The 16571-nt window shown below is 71.3% G+C and carries 8 protein-coding genes, 1 tRNA gene and 1 rRNA gene; 1 reads left to right on the top strand and 9 read right to left on the bottom strand.

Features of this window, described 5'->3' with window-relative positions; all coding sequences use genetic code 11:
• Positions 1–47 precede the first annotated feature (47 nt).
• From ABTZ91_RS25745 to ABTZ91_RS25715, 7 genes are all read right to left on the bottom strand, one after another.
• On the bottom strand, positions 48–590 hold the full coding sequence (locus ABTZ91_RS25745; protein WP_352079610.1) for a CinA family protein: 543 nt from the start codon (positions 588–590) through the stop codon (positions 48–50).
• The gene (gene pgsA / locus ABTZ91_RS25740) at positions 587–1285 is read right to left on the bottom strand and encodes a CDP-diacylglycerol--glycerol-3-phosphate 3-phosphatidyltransferase (RefSeq protein WP_352079609.1); all 699 of its coding nucleotides are present in this window, start codon (positions 1283–1285) and stop codon (positions 587–589) included. The genes ABTZ91_RS25745 and pgsA overlap by 4 nt, the downstream gene beginning before the upstream one ends.
• Positions 1282–2835, bottom strand: coding sequence for a 30S ribosomal protein S12 methylthiotransferase RimO (gene rimO / locus ABTZ91_RS25735; RefSeq protein WP_352079608.1), 1554 nt, complete (start codon positions 2833–2835; stop codon positions 1282–1284). Before rimO ends, pgsA begins: the two co-directional genes overlap by 4 nt.
• Before the next feature lie 125 nt (positions 2836–2960).
• A complete protein-coding gene (locus tag ABTZ91_RS25730) occupies positions 2961–3788 on the bottom strand; it encodes a RodZ domain-containing protein (protein ID WP_352079607.1) in 828 nt (275 codons plus the stop codon).
• A 223-nt stretch (positions 3789–4011) separates the two neighbouring features.
• Positions 4012–6834, bottom strand: a complete 2823-nt coding sequence (locus tag ABTZ91_RS25725; RefSeq protein ID WP_352079606.1) for a DNA translocase FtsK — start codon at positions 6832–6834, stop codon at positions 4012–4014.
• Between the two features lie 140 nt (positions 6835–6974).
• Positions 6975–7649, bottom strand: coding sequence for a response regulator (locus ABTZ91_RS25720; protein ID WP_352079605.1), 675 nt, complete (start codon positions 7647–7649; stop codon positions 6975–6977).
• Between the two features lie 275 nt (positions 7650–7924).
• Complete coding sequence (locus ABTZ91_RS25715; RefSeq protein WP_352079604.1) at positions 7925–13390, bottom strand: HAMP domain-containing protein; 5466 nt, start codon at positions 13388–13390, stop codon at positions 7925–7927.
• 266 nt (positions 13391–13656) lie between these two features.
• On the opposite strand from ABTZ91_RS25715, the gene ABTZ91_RS25710 reads away from it, so the two are divergent.
• Positions 13657–16308: a SpoIIE family protein phosphatase gene (locus tag ABTZ91_RS25710; protein ID WP_352079603.1), complete on the top strand. Its 2652-nt coding sequence runs from the start codon at positions 13657–13659 to the stop codon at positions 16306–16308.
• Between the two features lie 92 nt (positions 16309–16400).
• On the opposite strand, the gene ABTZ91_RS25705 is transcribed toward ABTZ91_RS25710, so the two are convergent.
• A tRNA-Thr gene (locus tag ABTZ91_RS25705) sits at positions 16401–16473 on the bottom strand.
• 5 nt (positions 16474–16478) lie between these two features.
• A 5S ribosomal RNA gene (gene rrf, locus ABTZ91_RS25700) occupies positions 16479–16571 on the bottom strand; the annotation flags it as partial.

The following is a 16571-nucleotide window of genomic DNA, read 5'->3' as shown; positions in this document are numbered from 1 at the left end:
CGCGGCCGTGCGGGGAGCGATGTCGTGTTCACTCATGGCTGCAAACATCAATCTCCCCCGTTCTGTTCCGTATCCTGTGCCCGCGCATTTTCCGAGCGTTCGTCGGCGAGCAGTTCACTCAGCAATTCGAGCACGCTCCGTACACTCTCTCTACGGATTTCCGCTCGATCGCCGTTCAACCGCAGCGCGGCCACCTTCCGCGCCGCAGTAGCCCCGTCGAGCCCTCCCGAAGGGCCCGCGACGGCCACGTACACCGTTCCCACGGGCTGTCCGTCCTGCGGATCGGGGCCCGCGACACCGGTCGTCGCCAGCCCCCAGTCGGCGCCCAGTCTGGCCCGCACACCGGCCGCCATCTGCAGCGCGACCTCCGGGTCCACCGCCCCGCGCTCCGCCAGGAGGGTCCCGTCCACGCCGAGCAGCAGCTCCTTCAGGGGCGTGGCATAGGCCGTGACGGACCCGCGGAAGGTCTTGGAGGCACCGGGTACCCCGGTGAGCTCCGCGGCCACCAGACCGCCCGTGAGGGACTCCGCGACGGCCAGCGTATGACCACGTTCCGCGAGCAGCGCCAGCACCCGGGCGGCTTCGTTCATCGTGCCCCGGCCCCCGAACCGGCCTCCGAGCCGGTTTCCGCCGCCGCGGCCGCCCGCTCCTCGGCGAGCCCGCGACGGCGCAGCACGACCGCCTGCCGGACGTAGTCCAGACCGGTGACGACCGTCAGCACGACGGCCACCGCCATCACCCAGAAGCGCAGGGTGGCGAGTGGACCGGTGAGCATCAGCACGTACATGCCGACCGCGGTGCCCTGGGCGAGCGTCTTCATCTTGCCGCCGCGACTGGCCGGAATCACTCCGTGCCGGATCACCCAGAACCGCATCAGCGTGATGCCGAGCTCCCGCGCGAGGATCACCGCCGTGACCCACCACGGCAGGTCGCCGAGCGCGGACAGGGAGATCAGGCCGGCCGCCATGATCGCCTTGTCGGCGATCGGGTCGGCGATCTTCCCGAAGTCCGTGACCAGGTTGTACGCCCTGGCCAGGTGCCCGTCGAAGATGTCCGTGATCATGGCGACGGCGAACGCCGCCCACGCCCAGGCACGCCAGGCGGGGTCGTGCCCGCCGTCCTGGAGCAGCAGCACCACGAAGCCGGGCACGAGCACGAGCCGGATCATGGTGAGGATGTTGGCGATGTTCCAGAGGCTGGCCTGATTGACGGCCGCCGCGCCCAGCTTGCCGCGCGGCGCCGGCCTTCCGGACCCGCCCGTCGCGGATGCCGGGACTCCGGTCATCTGCCCGCCTCCTCGGCCTCGGGGGCCTGGGGGACGCTCCCCAGGTCGGCGCGGCACTCGGCCACCAGGTCGACGCCCTCGGTGTCGACCACCTCGGCCCTGACCATACGGCCCGGGGCCAGGTCGAGGCCGTCGGCCGAGTCCGCGGGGAGGAGCACCTGGCCGTCGGTCTCGGGCGCCTGGTGGGCGGCCCGGCCGATCCAGCCGTCCTCCTCCTCGTCGAAGGACTCGACCAGTACTTCCAGAATCTCGCCGATCCGCTCCTCCGCACGCTGGGCGGTGAGCTCCTCCGCGAGCCGGGACAGGTGCGCGAGGCGCTCGTCGACCAGGTCCTGGGGCAGCTTGTGCTCGTACGTGGCGGCCTCGGTACCGTCCTCGTCGGAGTAGCCGAAGACGCCGATGGCGTCGAGGCGGGCGTGGGTGACGAAGCGTTCCAGCTCGGCGAAGTCCGCCTCGGTCTCGCCGGGGAAGCCGACGATGAAGTTGGAGCGGGCACCGGCGGTCGGGGCCTTGGAGCGGATGGTCTCCAGCAGCTCCAGGAACCGGTCGGTGTCGCCGAAGCGGCGCATGGCCCGCAGCACGTCCGGGGCGCTGTGCTGGAACGACAGGTCGAAGTAGGGGGCGACCTTCTCGGTGGAGGTGAGCACGTCGATCAGGCCGGGGCGCATCTCGGCGGGCTGCAGGTAGCTGACCCGGACCCGCTCGATGCCGTCGACCGCCGCCAGCTCGGGCAGCAGGCTCTCCAGGAGGCGGATGTCGCCGAGGTCCTTGCCGTACGAGGTGTTGTTCTCGGAGACCAGCATGATCTCCTTCACGCCCTGCTCGGCGAGCCAGCGCGTCTCGTTGAGCACGTCCGAGGGGCGGCGGGAGACGAAGGAGCCGCGGAAGGACGGGATGGCGCAGAAGGTGCAGCGCCGGTCGCAGCCGGAGGCCAGCTTCACGGAGGCGACGGGGCTGGTGTCCAGGCGGCGGCGCAGCGGCGCGCGGGGCCCGGAGGCGGGCGCGAGGCCCTCGGGGAGGTCCGTGAGGTCGGCGGCGGGCGCGTCCGCGGGGGTCTTGGCGGTCGGGGCGGCGCCGTCGCCGTGTCCGGGCAGGGCCACGCCGGCCGCGGCCTTCTGCCGCTCCACCGGGGACAGCGGCAGCAGCTTGCGGCGGTCGCGCGGCGCGTGCGCCTCGACGCTGCCGCCGCTGAGGATGGTCTGGAGGCGGTTGGAGATGTCGGCGTAGTCGTCGAAGCCGAGCACGCCGTCGGCCTCGGGCAGCGCGTCGGCGAGCTCCTTGCCGTAGCGCTCGGCCATGCAGCCGACGGCGACGACGGCCTGGGTGCGGCCGTGGTCCTTCAGGTCATTGGCTTCGAGGAGGGCGTCGACGGAGTCCTTCTTGGCGGCTTCGACGAAGCCGCAGGTGTTGACGACGGCGACGTCCGCTTCCTCGGCGTTCTCGACGAGCTCCCAGCCGTCCGCTGCCAAGCGGCCTGCGAGCTCCTCCGAGTCCACCTCGTTACGGGCGCAGCCGAGAGTGACAAGGGCGACGGTACGGCGTTCGGGCATGGACTCAAGACTACTTCGTCCCGGACGCACCTCCGTCGCGCAGGGTTCACCTGCGCGACGGTCGTCACATCCGGTCGTCCGGCCGCCGTCCGGCCGTTGTCCGGCCCCGGGCGGGGGCCGGACGGTCAGCCGGCCTGGGGGTCGCCCTTGGTGTAGGACAGGCGCTCGACCTGGCCCGACTCGAACGAGTCCTCGATCTTCTTGCCGTTGACGAAGAGCTCGATCGGCCCGGCGTTGCCGAGGATGAGATCGATGCGCTCGTCGTCCTGGAAGGTCTTGGACTCACCCGCGAGGAGCAGCCCGTCGAAGAGCAGCTTGCCGTCGTGGGCCTTGGCCGAGATCCAGCTCTTGTCGTCGACGGCGGTCAGTTTGACCGTGACCTTGTCCTGCGGGACCGCCGCGATGGCGCTCTCGGAGGGCCGGGGGGCCGGCTTCACGGGCTTGGGCTTGGCGGGGGCGGTGGTCTTGACGGGGGCGGGCCCCTCCGCGACCGCGCCGGGCCCGGCCTGGCCGTCGGTGCCGTTGAACATGGTGAAGCCGACGAAGCCGACGACGGCCACGATGGCCGCGACCATGGCGGCGGTCCAGTTGGGGCGGCGGGGCTCGGGGCGGATGCGTTCCGCCTCGAAGAGGGGGGCGGCCGGGGTGGGCGAGGGCCGTCCGCCGTGCTCGGCGTCGTACTGCTCGACCAGCGGAGCCGGATCGAGCCCCACGGCGCGCGCGAGCGTGCGGACGTGCCCGCGGGCGTAGACGTCGCCGCCGCAGCGCGAGAAGTCGTCCTCCTCGATGGCGTGCACGATCGGCACGCGCACCCGGGTGGAGGCGCTGACCTCTTCGACGGTGAGACCGGCGGCGACACGGGCCTGCTGGAGGGCGCGACCGATCGAATCCCGGTCATCTGCCGGGAAGTTCCGGTCGTCCTCGGGGGATTCGGGGGAGTTGCCGATGGACACGAGAGCGCCTTTCGAGCGTGTAGCCACCTGCTGGACGTTCAGTCTATGGGTGGTACGAAAGGGTGGGGCAACCGGGCGGGCGTCGTTTGTACGCCATGAGGCTGGGACATGGTGCTTTCCCTCCCTCCAACTTGACGTACGCCCAAGGGAAACGGTTGCCCTTGTTCCCTTACGAGTGAGTCTCGGCCAGGTCTCGTTACGGCAGCGCCGGCCCGGAGGCCCCTCAGGCCCCGTCCTCCCCGCGGATGACGGCGAGCACCGCGTCGAGTTCGTCGGGCTTGACCAGCACGTCGCGGGCCTTCGAACCCTCGCTCGGTCCGACGATGTTGCGGGACTCCATCAGGTCCATCAGCCGGCCGGCCTTCGCGAAGCCGACGCGCAGCTTGCGCTGGAGCATCGAGGTGGAGCCGAACTGGGTGGAGACGACCAGCTCGGCGGCCTGGCACAGCAGGTCGAGGTCGTCGCCGATCTCCTCGTCGATCTCCTTCTTCTGCTTGGTGCCGACGGTGACGTCGTCCCGGAAGACGGGCGCCATCTGGTCCTTGCAGTGCTGGACGACGCCGGCCACCTCGTGCTCGGTGACGAAGGCGCCCTGCATGCGGATGGGCTTGTTGGCGCCCATCGGCAGGAAGAGTCCGTCACCTTTGCCGATCAGCTTCTCGGCGCCGGGCTGGTCGAGGATGACGCGGCTGTCGGCGAGCGAGGAGGTGGCGAAGGCGAGCCGGGAGGGCACGTTCGCCTTGATCAGGCCGGTGACGACGTCCACGGAGGGCCGCTGGGTGGCCAGCACCAGATGGATGCCGGCCGCGCGGGCCAACTGGGTGATGCGGACGATGGCGTCCTCGACGTCCCTCGGCGCGACCATCATCAGGTCGGCGAGCTCGTCGACGATCACCAGCAGGTACGGGTAGGGCGCCAGCTCGCGCTCGCTGCCCGGCGGCGGCTTGACCTTGCCGTCCCGGATCGCCTGGTTGAAGTCGTCGATGTGCCGGAAACCGAACGCGGCCAGGTCGTCGTAGCGCAGGTCCATCTCGCGCACGACCCACTGCAGCGCCTCGGCGGCCCGCTTGGGGTTGGTGATGATCGGGGTGATCAGGTGCGGGATGCCCTCGTACGCGGTGAGCTCGACCCGCTTGGGGTCGACGAGGACCATCCGGACGTCCTCCGGGGTCGCTCTTATCATCACCGAGGTGATCAGGCAGTTGATGCAGGAGGACTTGCCGGAGCCGGTGGCGCCCGCGACGAGGATGTGCGGCATCTTCGCCAGGTTGGCCATCACATAGCCGCCCTCGACGTCCTTGCCGAGCGCGACCAGCATCGGGTGGTCGTCCTCCGCCGCGTCGGCGAGGCGCAGCACGTCGCCGAGGTTGACCATCTCGCGGTCGGTGTTGGGGATCTCGATGCCGACCGCGGACTTCCCCGGGATCGGCGAGATGATCCGCACGTCGGGGCTGGCCACGGCGTACGCGATGTTCTTGGTGAGCGCGGTGATCTTCTCGACCTTGACGGCCGGGCCGAGCTCCACCTCGTAGCGGGTGACCGTCGGGCCGCGGGTGAAGCCGGTGACGGCCGCGTCGACCTTGAACTCGGCGAAGACGTTGGTGAGCGCCTCGACGATGGCGTCGTTGGCGGCGCTGCGGGTCTTGCCGGGCCCGCCGCGCTCCAGCAGGTCCAGGGAGGGCAGGGAGTACGTGATGTCGCCGGAGAGCTGGAGCTGCTCGGCCCGCGACGGCATCTCGGTCGGCTCGGGCACCGGCTTCGTCAGGTCGGGCACCGCGCCGGCGGGCCCACCGCCCTGCCGCTGCCCGGCGGCGCCCCGCGCGCCGGGGACCGGCGCGGCCGGGCGTGCGGGCGCGGTGTCGGGTGCCGCGTCGGCGGCGGCCGCGTCCACGGCGGCGGCCCGCTCGGCGGTGACGTCCCGGGTCAGGTCGGCGACCACCGGGGACGGCGGCATGCCGTTGAGGACGGCACCGTCGAGGGCGGCGGCCGCGGCGGCGGCCACGTCGACGGGGTCGAGGCCGCCGGTGTCGAAGGCGGACGCCGGCGGGGTACGGCGCCGGCGGCCGCGCCGCTCCAGGGCGGCGGCCTCCGCGCTGTCCGGGTCGTAGTCCGGCCCTGCGGCGGGGGCACGGCGGCGGACCGGGCGGGCGGGCCGCGGCTCGTCGTCGCGCCAGTCGTCGCCGTACGCGTCGCCGGCGGCCTCGTACGGGTCGTACGCCGGCTCGACGATGCCGAGCCGGGCGCCGAGGGCGCGCAGCCGCTGCGGGATGGCGTTGACGGGGGTCGCGGTGACCACGAGCAGACCGAAGACGGTGAGCAGCACCAGCATCGGCACCGCCAGGACCTCGCCCATCATGAAGACGAGCGGCTTGGAGGCGGCCCAGCCGATGAGCCCGCCCGCGTCCTGCATGGCCTCGGTGCCGTCGCCCCGGCCGGGCGAGCCGCACGCGATGTGGACCTGCCCGAGCACGCCGATGACCAGCGCGGACAGGCCGATCACGATCCGCCCGTTGGCCTCGGGCTTCTCCGGATACAGGATCAGCCGTACGCCGATCGCGCCGACCAGCAGCGGGACCAGCAGGTCGAGTCGCCCGAAGGAGCCGGTGACCAGCATCTCCACCAGGTCGCCGACCGGCCCGCGCAGATTCGACCAGGTCCCGGCGGCGACGATCAGGGCGACGCCGAGCAGCAGCAGCGCGAGTCCGTCCTTGCGGTGGACCGGGTCGAGCCCCTTGGCGCCGCGCCCTATGCCCCGGAACATCGCGCCGACCGCGTGGGCGAGGCCGAGCCAGAGCCCGCGCACCAGCCGGTAGACGCCCCCGGTCGGGGACGGAGCGGGGCGGGGCGCGGCCTTCTTCGCCGCGGTCTTGCGGGCGGGCGCGCGCTTGGCGGGCGCGGCCTTCTTCGCCGGCGCCTTCTTCGCGGGAGGTTTGGCGGGGGACTTCGCGGCCGCCGCCTTCTTCGCGGTGCCGGTCGTACGGCCGGCGCGCGGCTTCGCGGTGCCCGCCGTGCCCTGGGAACCCTTGCCGGACGTACGTGAGGCCATGATGACGAGGTTACCGGTGTACACCGCCGGGGATACAGCTCACCCGTTCGTGTCGCCCGTACGGGAGCGCGAAACTGACGCCCGCTCACGGCGGGCGCCGACCGGGTGACCGCGCGTCAGCTCGGTGCCGGCACTGGCGCTCAGTTCTGCGAGGGCAGGGACGGCGTTGCGCCGGTGCCGGGCTCCAGGGCGTCGAGGGCCCGGCGCAGTCCGGTGAGCTTGCGCTCCAGGTGCGCGGCGGTGGCGACGGCGGCCGCGTCGGCGGAGTCGTCGTCGAGCTGCTTGGACAGCGCCTCGGCCTGCTCCTCGACCGCGGCGAGCCGGGCCGACAGCTCGGCGAGCAGCCCGGCCGACTGGCTGCCCTGGCCGCCGTTCGCCCCGCCCTCCAGCTGGAGGCGCAGCAGCGCGGCCTGCTCGCGCAGCTGGCAGTTCTTCATGTACAGGTCGACGAAGACCGAGACCTTGGCACGCAGCACCCACGGGTCGAAGGGCTTGGAGATGTAGTCGACCGCGCCCGCCGCGTACCCCCGGAAGGTGTGGTGGGGGCCGTGGTTGATGGCGGTGAGGAAGATGATCGGGATGTCCCTGGTCCGCTCGCGCCGCTTGATGTGCGCGGCCGTCTCGAATCCGTCCATTCCCGGCATCTGGACGTCCAGCAGGATGACCGCGAAGTCGTCCGTCAGCAGCGCCTTGAGCGCTTCCTCCCCGGACGATGCCCGCACCAGCGTCTGATCGAGCGCGGAGAGAATGGCCTCCAGCGCCAGCAGATTCTCCGGCCGGTCATCGACCAGGAGGATCTTGGCCTTCTGCACCATGCCCCGTCCTCCTCGCCCCGGCACTGGCTCCCTCAGGCTCTGCGAGCCGGGGGAAGCACCGGGCGCCGCCCCAGAAGACGACTCCCATGCGCCGTCCGTCCTTGTGCCGGTCATCGTAGCCGCACCCCGCCCGTCGCCACACCCTGTCACCGCATTGTCACAGAGCACTCACTTGCGTGCCCCTACGTCGAACGCGGCGGGAGACCAGAAGGTTCCCCGTCCGGCGGGCTCTCACACCCGTGTGGCGACGGCCCGCCGGACGGCGCCCGGCCTCGTCAGCGGCCCTCCCCCCGCATCCACTGCTCCATCACCGTCAGCAGGTGGTCGGGGTCGACCGGCTTGGTGACGTAGTCGGAGGCACCCGACTCGATGGCCTTCTCCCGGTCGCCCTTCATCGCCTTGGCGGTCAGCGCGATGATCGGCAGCCCCGCGAACTGCGGCATCCGCCGGATCGCGGTGGTGGTGGCGTACCCGTCCATCTCCGGCATCATGATGTCCATCAGCACCACCGACACGTCGTCGTGCTGCTCCAGGACCTCGATGCCCTCGCGGCCGTTCTCCGCGTACAGCACCGCGAGGCCGTGCTGCTCCAGGACGCTGGTGAGCGCGAACACGTTGCGGATGTCGTCGTCGACGATCAGCACCTTCTCGCCCGCGAACGAGAACGTCGGACGCGGCTCGGGCTCCGCCCGCTCCTCGCCGGCGGCCTGGCCGTCCTTGCCCGGCTGCCCGGGCACCTGGGCCCGCGGCTCCACCGCCTTGCGGCGGTGCCGGAACAGCGCGCCGGCCCCGGACCTGGCCTCCGTGCGCGCCGGTGCGGGCGCGAAGTGCACCAGGCCCTCCCCGGTCTGTTCCTCCAGGCCGAGGCTGTCCTCCGCGTCCTGCTGCTCGGACCCCTGGCCCGACTGCGCGGGCTCATGGGGGCTCAGCGGCAGGTACAGGGTGAACGTCGAGCCACGGCCCGGCTCGCTCGCCGCGTAGATCTCGCCGCCGAGCAGCCGGGCGATCTCCCGGCTGATCGACAGGCCGAGCCCCGTACCGCCGTACTTGCGGCTGGTGGTGCCGTCGGCCTGCTTGAACGCCTCGAAGATCACCCGCATCTTGCCGGCCGCGATGCCGATGCCCGTGTCGGTCACCGAGAACGCGATCATCTCGGCCTCCGGGTCGCGCAGCGTCCCGGCCTCCAGGAGCTGCTCCCGGATCGACTGCGGCACGTCCGCGCCCGCCGGCCGGATCACCAGCTCCACGGCACCGGTGTCGGTGAACTTCACCGCGTTCGACAGCAGGTTGCGCAGCACCTGCAGCAGCCGCTGCTCGTCGGTGTGCAGGGTGGCCGGCAGCTCCGGCGAGACCCGCACCGAGAAGTCCAGCCCCTTCTCGGCGGTCAGCGGCCGGAAGGTGGCCTCCACGTAGTCGACCAGCTGCACCAGCGCGATCCGCGTCGGCGAGACGTCCATCTTGCCCGCCTCGACCTTCGACAGGTCCAGGATGTCGTTGATCAGCTGGAGCAGATCGGAACCGGCCCCGTGGATGGTCTCCGCGAACTCGACCTGCTTGGGCGTCAGATTCGCGTCCGCGTTGTCGGCGAGCAACTTGGCCAGGATCAGCAGCGAGTTGAGCGGCGTGCGCAGCTCGTGCGACATGTTGGCCAGGAACTCGGACTTGTAGCGCATGGACACGGCGAGCTGCTCCGCACGCTCCTCCAGGACCTGCCGGGCCTCCTCGATCTCGGTGTTCTTCACCTCGATGTCCCGGTTCTGACGGGCCAGCAGCTCCGCCTTCTCCTCCAGCTCGGCGTTGGAGTTCTGCAGCTCCTTCTGCCGGTGCTCCAGCTCCGCCGACCGCTCCCGCAGCTGCTCGGTGAGCTCCTGCGACTGCTGGAGCAGCACCTCGGTGCGGGTGTTGACGCTGATGGTGTTGACCGTGGTCGCGATCAGCTCCGCGATCTGGTTGAGGAAGTCCCGCTGGATCTGCGTGAACGGCTGGAACGAGGCCAGCTCGATCACCCCGAGGACCCGGCCCTCGAACAGCACCGGCAGCACGATCACATGGGCCGGCGCGGCCTCGCCGAGCCCGGAGGAGATCTTCAGATAGCCCGGCGGCACGTTGACCTGGATGGTCCGCTTCTCCTCCGCGGCCGTCCCGATGAGCGTCTCGCCCGGCCGGAACGAGGTCGGCATGGAACCGGCGGAGTAGCCGTAACTGCCGCGCATCCGCAGCTCGTACGAGCCCTCGCCCTCGCCCAGCGGCTCGCCGTCGGCGTTGGCGGAGCCGGTCGGCATCGCCACGAAGAAGGCACCGTGCTGCGCGGAGACCACCGGCGTGAGCTCGCTCATGATGAGGGAGGCCACGTCGTCGAGGTCCCGCCGGCCCTGCATCAGACCGGAGATGCGGGCCAGGTTGCCCTTCAGCCAGTCCTGCTCCTCGTTGGCGAGGGTGGTGTCCCGCAGGTTGGCGATCATGGTGTTGATGTTCTCCTGGAGGGCCTGGATCTCGCCCGCCGCGTCGACACCGTCGATCTTCAGATTGAGATCGCCGCGGGTCACCGCCGTGGCGACGGCCGCGATCGCCCGCACCTGCCGGGTCAGGTTCCCGGCCATCTCGTTCACCGACTCCGTCAGGTCCCGCCAGGTCCCGTCCACGTCCCGGACCCGCGCCTGACCGCCGAGCTGCCCGTCCGTGCCCACCTCGCGGGCCACGCGCGTGACCTCCTCGGCGAAGTTCGACAGCTGGTCGACCATCGTGTTGATGGTGCTCTTCAGCTCCTGGATCTCACCCCGGGCATCGATGTCGATCTTCTTGGTGAGGTCGCCCTTGGCGATGGCCGTGGTGACGGCCGCGATCTGCCGCACCTGACCGGTCAGGTTGTCGGCCATGCCGTTCACCGAGTCGGTGAGGTCCTTCCACGTGCCCGAGACACCCGGCACCCGCGCCTGGCCGCCCAGGATGCCGTCGGTGCCCACCTCACGGGCCACCCGCGTCACCTCGTCGGCGAACGACGACAGCGTCGTCACCATCGTGTTGACGGTGTCGGCGAGCTCGGCGACCTCGCCGCGCGCCTCGACGGTGACCTTCTTCGTCAGATCGCCGTTGGCGACCGCCGCCGACACCCGGGAGATGTTCCGCACCTGACTCGTCAGGTTGTTGGCCATCAGGTTGACGTTGTCGCTCAGGTCCTTCCAGATGCCGGTCACCCCGCGCACCCGGGCCTGGCCGCCGAGGATGCCCTCGGTGCCCACCTCGCGGGCCACCCGCGTCACCTCGTCGGCGAAGTTCGACAGCTGGTCGACCATCGTGTTGACGGTCGTCACCAGCTCCAGGATCTCGCCCTTGGCGTCGACGGTGATCTTCTTCGACAGGTCGCCGCGCGCCACCGCCGTGGTGACCTCGGCGATGTTGCGGACCTGGAAGGTCAGGTTGTTCGCCATCGAGTTCACCGACTGGGTCAGGTCCTTCCAGGTGCCGGAGACCCCCTGCACCTCGGCCTGGCCGCCGAGGATGCCCTCGGTGCCCACCTCGCGGGCCACCCGCGTCACCTGGTCCGCGAAGCTGGAGAGCTGGTCCACCATCGTGTTGAGGGTGTTCTTCAGCTCCAGGATCTCGCCGCGCGCGTCCACGTCGATCTTCTGCGACAGGTCACCGCGCGCCACCGCGGTCGCGACCTGCGCGATGTTGCGCACCTGCGCCGTCAGGTTCCCGGCCATCCCGTTCACCGAGTCGGTCAGGTCCCGCCACACGCCGGCGACACCCGGCACCTGCGCCTGGCCGCCGAGCCGCCCGTCCGTGCCCACCTCACGGGCCACCCGCGTCACCTGGTCGGCGAACGCGGACAGCTGGTCGACCATCGTGTTGATGGTGTTCTTCAGCTCCAGGATCTCACCGCGCGCGTCCACGTCGATCTTCTGCGACAGGTCACCGCGCGCCACGGCCGTCGTCACCTGCGCGATCTGCCGCACCTGCGAGGTCAGGTTGCCGGCCATGAAGTTCACCGAGTCGGTGAGCTCCCGCCACCGGCCGGACACGCCGTCCACCCGGGCCTGACCGCCGAGCCGGCCCTCGGTGCCCACGTCCCGCGCCATCCGCGTCACCTGGTCGGCGAACGACGACAGCTGCGACACCATCGTGTTGACGGTGTTCTTCAGCTCCAGCATCTCGCCGGCCACGTCCACCGTGACCTTCTGCGACAGGTCGCCGTTCGCCACCGCCGTCGTCACCTGCGCGATGTCCCGCACCTGACCCGTCAGGTTGCGGAACGCCGTGTTCACCGAGTCCGTGAGGTCCTTCCACGTACCCGCGGCGCCCGGCACCTCGGCCTGACCGCCCAGCAGACCCTCGACGCCGACCTCACGCGCCACCCGGGTCACCTCGGAACCGAACGCCGAGAGCTGGTCGACCATCGTGTTGACGGTGTTCTTCAGCTCCAGCATCTCGCCGGCCACGTCCACCGTGACCTTCTGCGACAGGTCGCCGTTCGCCACCGCCGTCGTCACCTGCGCGATGTCCCGCACCTGCGTGGTGATGTTCCGGAAGACGGTGTTGACCGAGTCCGTGAGGTCCTTCCACGTACCCGCCGCGCCCGGCACCTGCGCCTGACCGCCCAGCAGACCCTGCGCACCGACCTCACCGGACACCCGGGTCACCTCGTCGGCGAAGGTCCGCAGCGTCTCCGTCATCTGGTTGATGGTGTCCGCGAGCTGCGCGATCTCACCGCGCGCCGACACCCGCACCTTCTGCGACAGGTCACCGTTGGCCACCGCGGTGGTGACCTCCGCGATACCCCTCACCTGATTGGTGAGATTTCCCGCCATCGTGTTGACGGAATCGGTGAGGTCCTTCCACACACCGGCGACCCCGGCCACCTCGGCCTGACCGCCCAGCTCGCCCTCCGTGCCCACCTCACGGGCCACCCGGGTCACCTCGGAGGAGAACGAGGACAGCTGGTCCACCATCCGGTTGACGGTGTTCTTCAGCTCCAGCATCTCGCCGGCCACGTTCGCCGTGACCTTCTGCGACAGATCACCGTTGGCCACCGCCGTCGTGACCAGCGCGATGTCCCGCACCTGCGCCGTCAGTCGGTTCGCCATGGTGTTCACCGAGTCCGTGAGGTCCTTCCACGAACCGGACATTCCGCGCACCTGGGCCTGGCCGCCCAGAATGCCCTCCGTGCCCACCTCCAGGGCGACCCGGGTCACCTCGTCCGCGAACACCGACAGCTGGTCGACCAGGTTGTTCACGGTCCGCGCGACCTTCAGGAACTCCCCGCGCAACGGCCGCGTCGTCCCGTCCGCCCCTTCCGAGCGCAGCTCCATCCGCTGCCCCAGATCACCCTCGGCGACCGCCGACAGCACCCGGCCCACCTCGGACACCGGCCGCGCCAGCTCGTCCACCAGCGCGTTCGCCGCGTCGATGGCCGCCGCCCAGGCCCCCTCGGCCGCACCGGTCTCCAGCCGCTCGGACAGCTTGCCCTCACGGCCGACCACCCGGCGCACCCGGGACAGCTCACCCGTCAGATGCGTCTGCCGGTCCGCGACCTCGTTGAAGACGGCCGCGATCTCCGCCATCACCCCGTCGCCCGACACCGTCAGCCGCTTGCGGAAGTTCCCGTCCCGCATCGACACCAGTGCCGCCAGGAGGCGGTGCAGCGCGGCCGCGTCCACCTGCACCGTGCCCCCGCCCCTGGACCGGCCGCCGCCCTTCGCCCGCGAACCGCCACCGCGTCGCGTCGTCGTGCCAGACTCCACCGTGTCCCTCCCGAAGGGGTCGACCGTACCGATCGGTCTCTCGCTACCAGCCTGCCCAGTGTTTCACCGTGTCCGAACCAGGCGATAACAGTTCGGCAGCTTCGCACAACGTCCCCACGTCCGAGGGACGGAAACAGCGGAGACCGGCATCCGCTGGGACAGCGAAGGTAAGTAACCTGGCATCCGGCTGTCCAACCGCCCGGGCCGCCCGGCGGGGGCGGGACGGCGCGAAGAGAGCACGGACAGCGGGGAGGGGCAGACCGACCATGGCAGAGCCGGGCGTCGAAACGCGTACGAGGAGTTCAGTGATCACCGCGCGGGCGGCTGCCACTTTCGAACCCGTCGGGCGGTCCGTCGCGACCGCCCGCGCCTTCGTCCGGGACACCCTCCAGGGCTGGGGATACTCCGAGGTCGTCGACGACGCCGTCGTCCTCACCAGCGAACTCGTCACCAACGCCGTCATCCACGCCGGCACCGCCGCCGACGTCCTGTGCCTGCGCGGCGACGACGGCATCCGCATCGAGGTCGCCGACCGCTACCCCGAGCGTGAGATTCCCCTCCAGCACGGACGCTCCCTGGGCAGCCCCGACCGCGAGAACGGCCGGGGCCTTCTGCTCTGTTCCGCCCTCGCGACCCGCTGGGGCGTCGACTACAGCCCCACCCGCAAACACGTCTGGTTCCACCTCGACCTCCCCGAGCGGCCCGTCGGCACCCGCTCCGCCGGCCCCGTCCTGCCCGATCCGCTCCTGCCCCTGGCCGACAGCCGCGTCCGCGTCGCCGTCGTCCAGATCGACGGCAGCGGAGCCATCGCCGCCTGGAACGAGGACGCCGAAGAGCTCTTCGGATACGGCTCCGAGCAGGTCACCGGCAAACCGCTGGGCGACTTCGCCGCCTGGCCCCACACCCCCGGCATCGGCACCGGCCTCGCCGAGGCCCTCCGCCTCTCCCGCTGGGAGGGCAGCTACGGCATCCGCTGCGCCGACGGCCGCGTCGTCCCCGTCTACGCCTCGCACCTGCGCGTCCGCGACGCCCAGGGCGAGCCCTCCACGGTCTGTCTCCTCGTACGGGAGCACGAGCGCGCCGTCCTCCAGACCCCGCAACGCGCCGGCGCCTCGGAGTCCGGCCCGGAGAGCCGTGCCGCCGCCGATCCCTTCGAGGTCTTCATCGGCTCCCCGGCCCCCGACGACCTCGACGGCCTCCTCCAGCGCACCGTGGAACGCGCCCGTGACATGCTCGACGGGGACTCCGCCTTCCTGCTCCTCGCCACCGACGACGAGACGGAACTGGAGGTCCGGGCCACGACGGGCCTGCCCTCCGCCCGCCAGCGCTTCGCCCGCGTCCCCGTCGAGACCGGCGCCAGCCGCTACGGCTCCGCCCGCATGCCCGCCGTCCACGAGGACCTGGCCGCCGTACCCGGCGCCGTACCCCTCCTCGAAGGCACCGGCATGCGCTCGGTCGTCACGGTCCCGCTGAAGGTCGAGGGCCGGCTCACGGGCTCTCTCGGCGTCGCCGCCGAGACCGCCAACCGCTATTCCAACGAGGAGGCCCTGCGCCTCCAGTTCGCCGCGGACCGCATCGCCCTGGCCGTCGAGTCGGCCCGCCTCGGCGAGCTGGAACGGCTCCGCCGCGGCTCCCTCAGCTTCCTCGTCGAGGCCTCCGACCTGCTGGCCGGCACCCTCGACCGCGACCAGACGCTGGCCCTCATGGCCCAGATGACGGTCCCCACCCTGGCGACCTGGTGCGCGGTCTACACGATCGCCGACCAGTCCTCCGACCCGTACCTCTCCTATGTCCTGCACGAGGACGAGGACCTCATCGACGGACTGAAGGACCTGCTCTCGTCGATCGCGCCGCCCGATCCGGTGCCGACGCCCGGCGCCCGCGTCTGGACTGCGCCCGGAGAGGCCGCCCACCGTGCCGCGCTCGGCGCCTCCATGCGCGAGCTGGACGGCGCCGCGGGCCCGGTCTCCTCGGGCATCGGCCCGACCCTGGCGACGGCCGCGGCGGTAGGCGGCGAGACCGTGGTGCTGCCGCTGGTGGCCCGCAACCGGGTGATCGGCATGCTGACGCTGGGCAAGCCCACCGACGACCACTTCCGCCAGGAGATCCTGGAGCTCGCCGAGGACCTCTCCCGCCGCGCCGCCCTGGCCCTGGACAACGCCCGGCTCTACTCGGAGCGCACGGCGATCAGCCGCTCGCTCCAGCGCAGCCTGCTGCCGCCCGGCCTGCCGGACATCCCCGGCGTCGAGGTGGACGTCATCTACCGCGCGGCCGGCGAGGGCAACGAGGTCGGCGGCGACTTCTACGACCTCTTCCCCATCCGCGACGGCTCCTACGGCTTCGCCATCGGCGACGTCTGCGGTACGGGCCCGGAGGCGGCCGCCGTGACGGGCCTGGCCCGCCATGCCCTGCGCCTGCTCGCCCGTGAGGGCTTCGGCGGCCCCGCGGTCCTGGAGCGGCTGAACGCGGCGATCCTCGACGAGGGCGCCCGCAGCCGCTTCCTGACGCTGCTGTACGGCGAGATGCGTCCCCAGGAGGACGGCTCGGCCGTCCTGAAGGTGGTGTGCGCGGGGCATCCCCTGCCGCTCCGCCTGAGCCAGGACGGCACGGTCCGCCCGGCCGCCGACCCGCAGCCGCTCCTCGGCGTCATGGAGGACCTGGAGCTCTACGAGCAGACGGTCACCCTGGACCCGGGAGACGTCCTGCTGTGCGTCACGGACGGCGTGACGGAGCGCCGTGAGGGCACGCGCATGCTGGGCGACGACGGCCTCACCGAGGTCCTTCGGACGTGTACGGGCCTGACGGCCGGCGCGGTCGCCGCCCGTGTCCTGCGCGCGGTCGAGCGCTTCGCCCAGGAGCCGGCTTCCGACGACATGGCCATCCTGGCGCTGCGCATCCCGGAGCCGCACCACCAGTGAGCCACGGAAGGCCCCCTCGGGGGCCTTCCTTTCCCTGGTTCTGAAACGAAACGCAAAAAGGCCCCCGCCATGAGGCGGGGGCCTTTTCTCTGAGCCCTTTAACGGAATCGAACCGTTGACCTTCTCCTTACCATGGAGACGCTCTGCCGACTGAGCTAAAAGGGCGGGTTGTTCGGCGGCGTCCTACTCTCCCACAGGGTCCCCCCTGCAGTACCATCGGCGCTGAAAGGCTTAGCTTCCGGGTTCGGAATGTAACCGGGCGT

This window comes from Streptomyces sp. NPDC126499 (assembly GCF_040302485.1).
Lineage (GTDB): Bacteria > Actinomycetota > Actinomycetes > Streptomycetales > Streptomycetaceae > Streptomyces.
Note: the sequence above shows the minus strand (reverse complement) of the source record. Positions and strands in the feature narration are given on the sequence as shown.

Bases quoted from the DNA above. Each gene is read 5' to 3' on its own strand.
- ABTZ91_RS25745 (WP_352079610.1), bottom strand. From the start codon at position 590: ATGAACGAAGCCGCCCGGGTGCTGGCGCTGCTCGCGGAACGTGGTCAT.
- pgsA (WP_352079609.1), bottom strand. From the start codon at position 1,285: ATGACCGGAGTCCCGGCATCCGCGACGGGCGGGTCCGGAAGGCCGGCG.
- rimO (WP_352079608.1), bottom strand. From the start codon at position 2,835: ATGCCCGAACGCCGTACCGTCGCCCTTGTCACTCTCGGCTGCGCCCGT.
- ABTZ91_RS25725 (WP_352079606.1), bottom strand. From the start codon at position 6,834: ATGGCCTCACGTACGTCCGGCAAGGGTTCCCAGGGCACGGCGGGCACC.
- ABTZ91_RS25720 (WP_352079605.1), bottom strand. From the start codon at position 7,649: ATGGTGCAGAAGGCCAAGATCCTCCTGGTCGATGACCGGCCGGAGAAT.
- ABTZ91_RS25710 (WP_352079603.1), top strand. From the start codon at position 13,657: ATGGCAGAGCCGGGCGTCGAAACGCGTACGAGGAGTTCAGTGATCACC.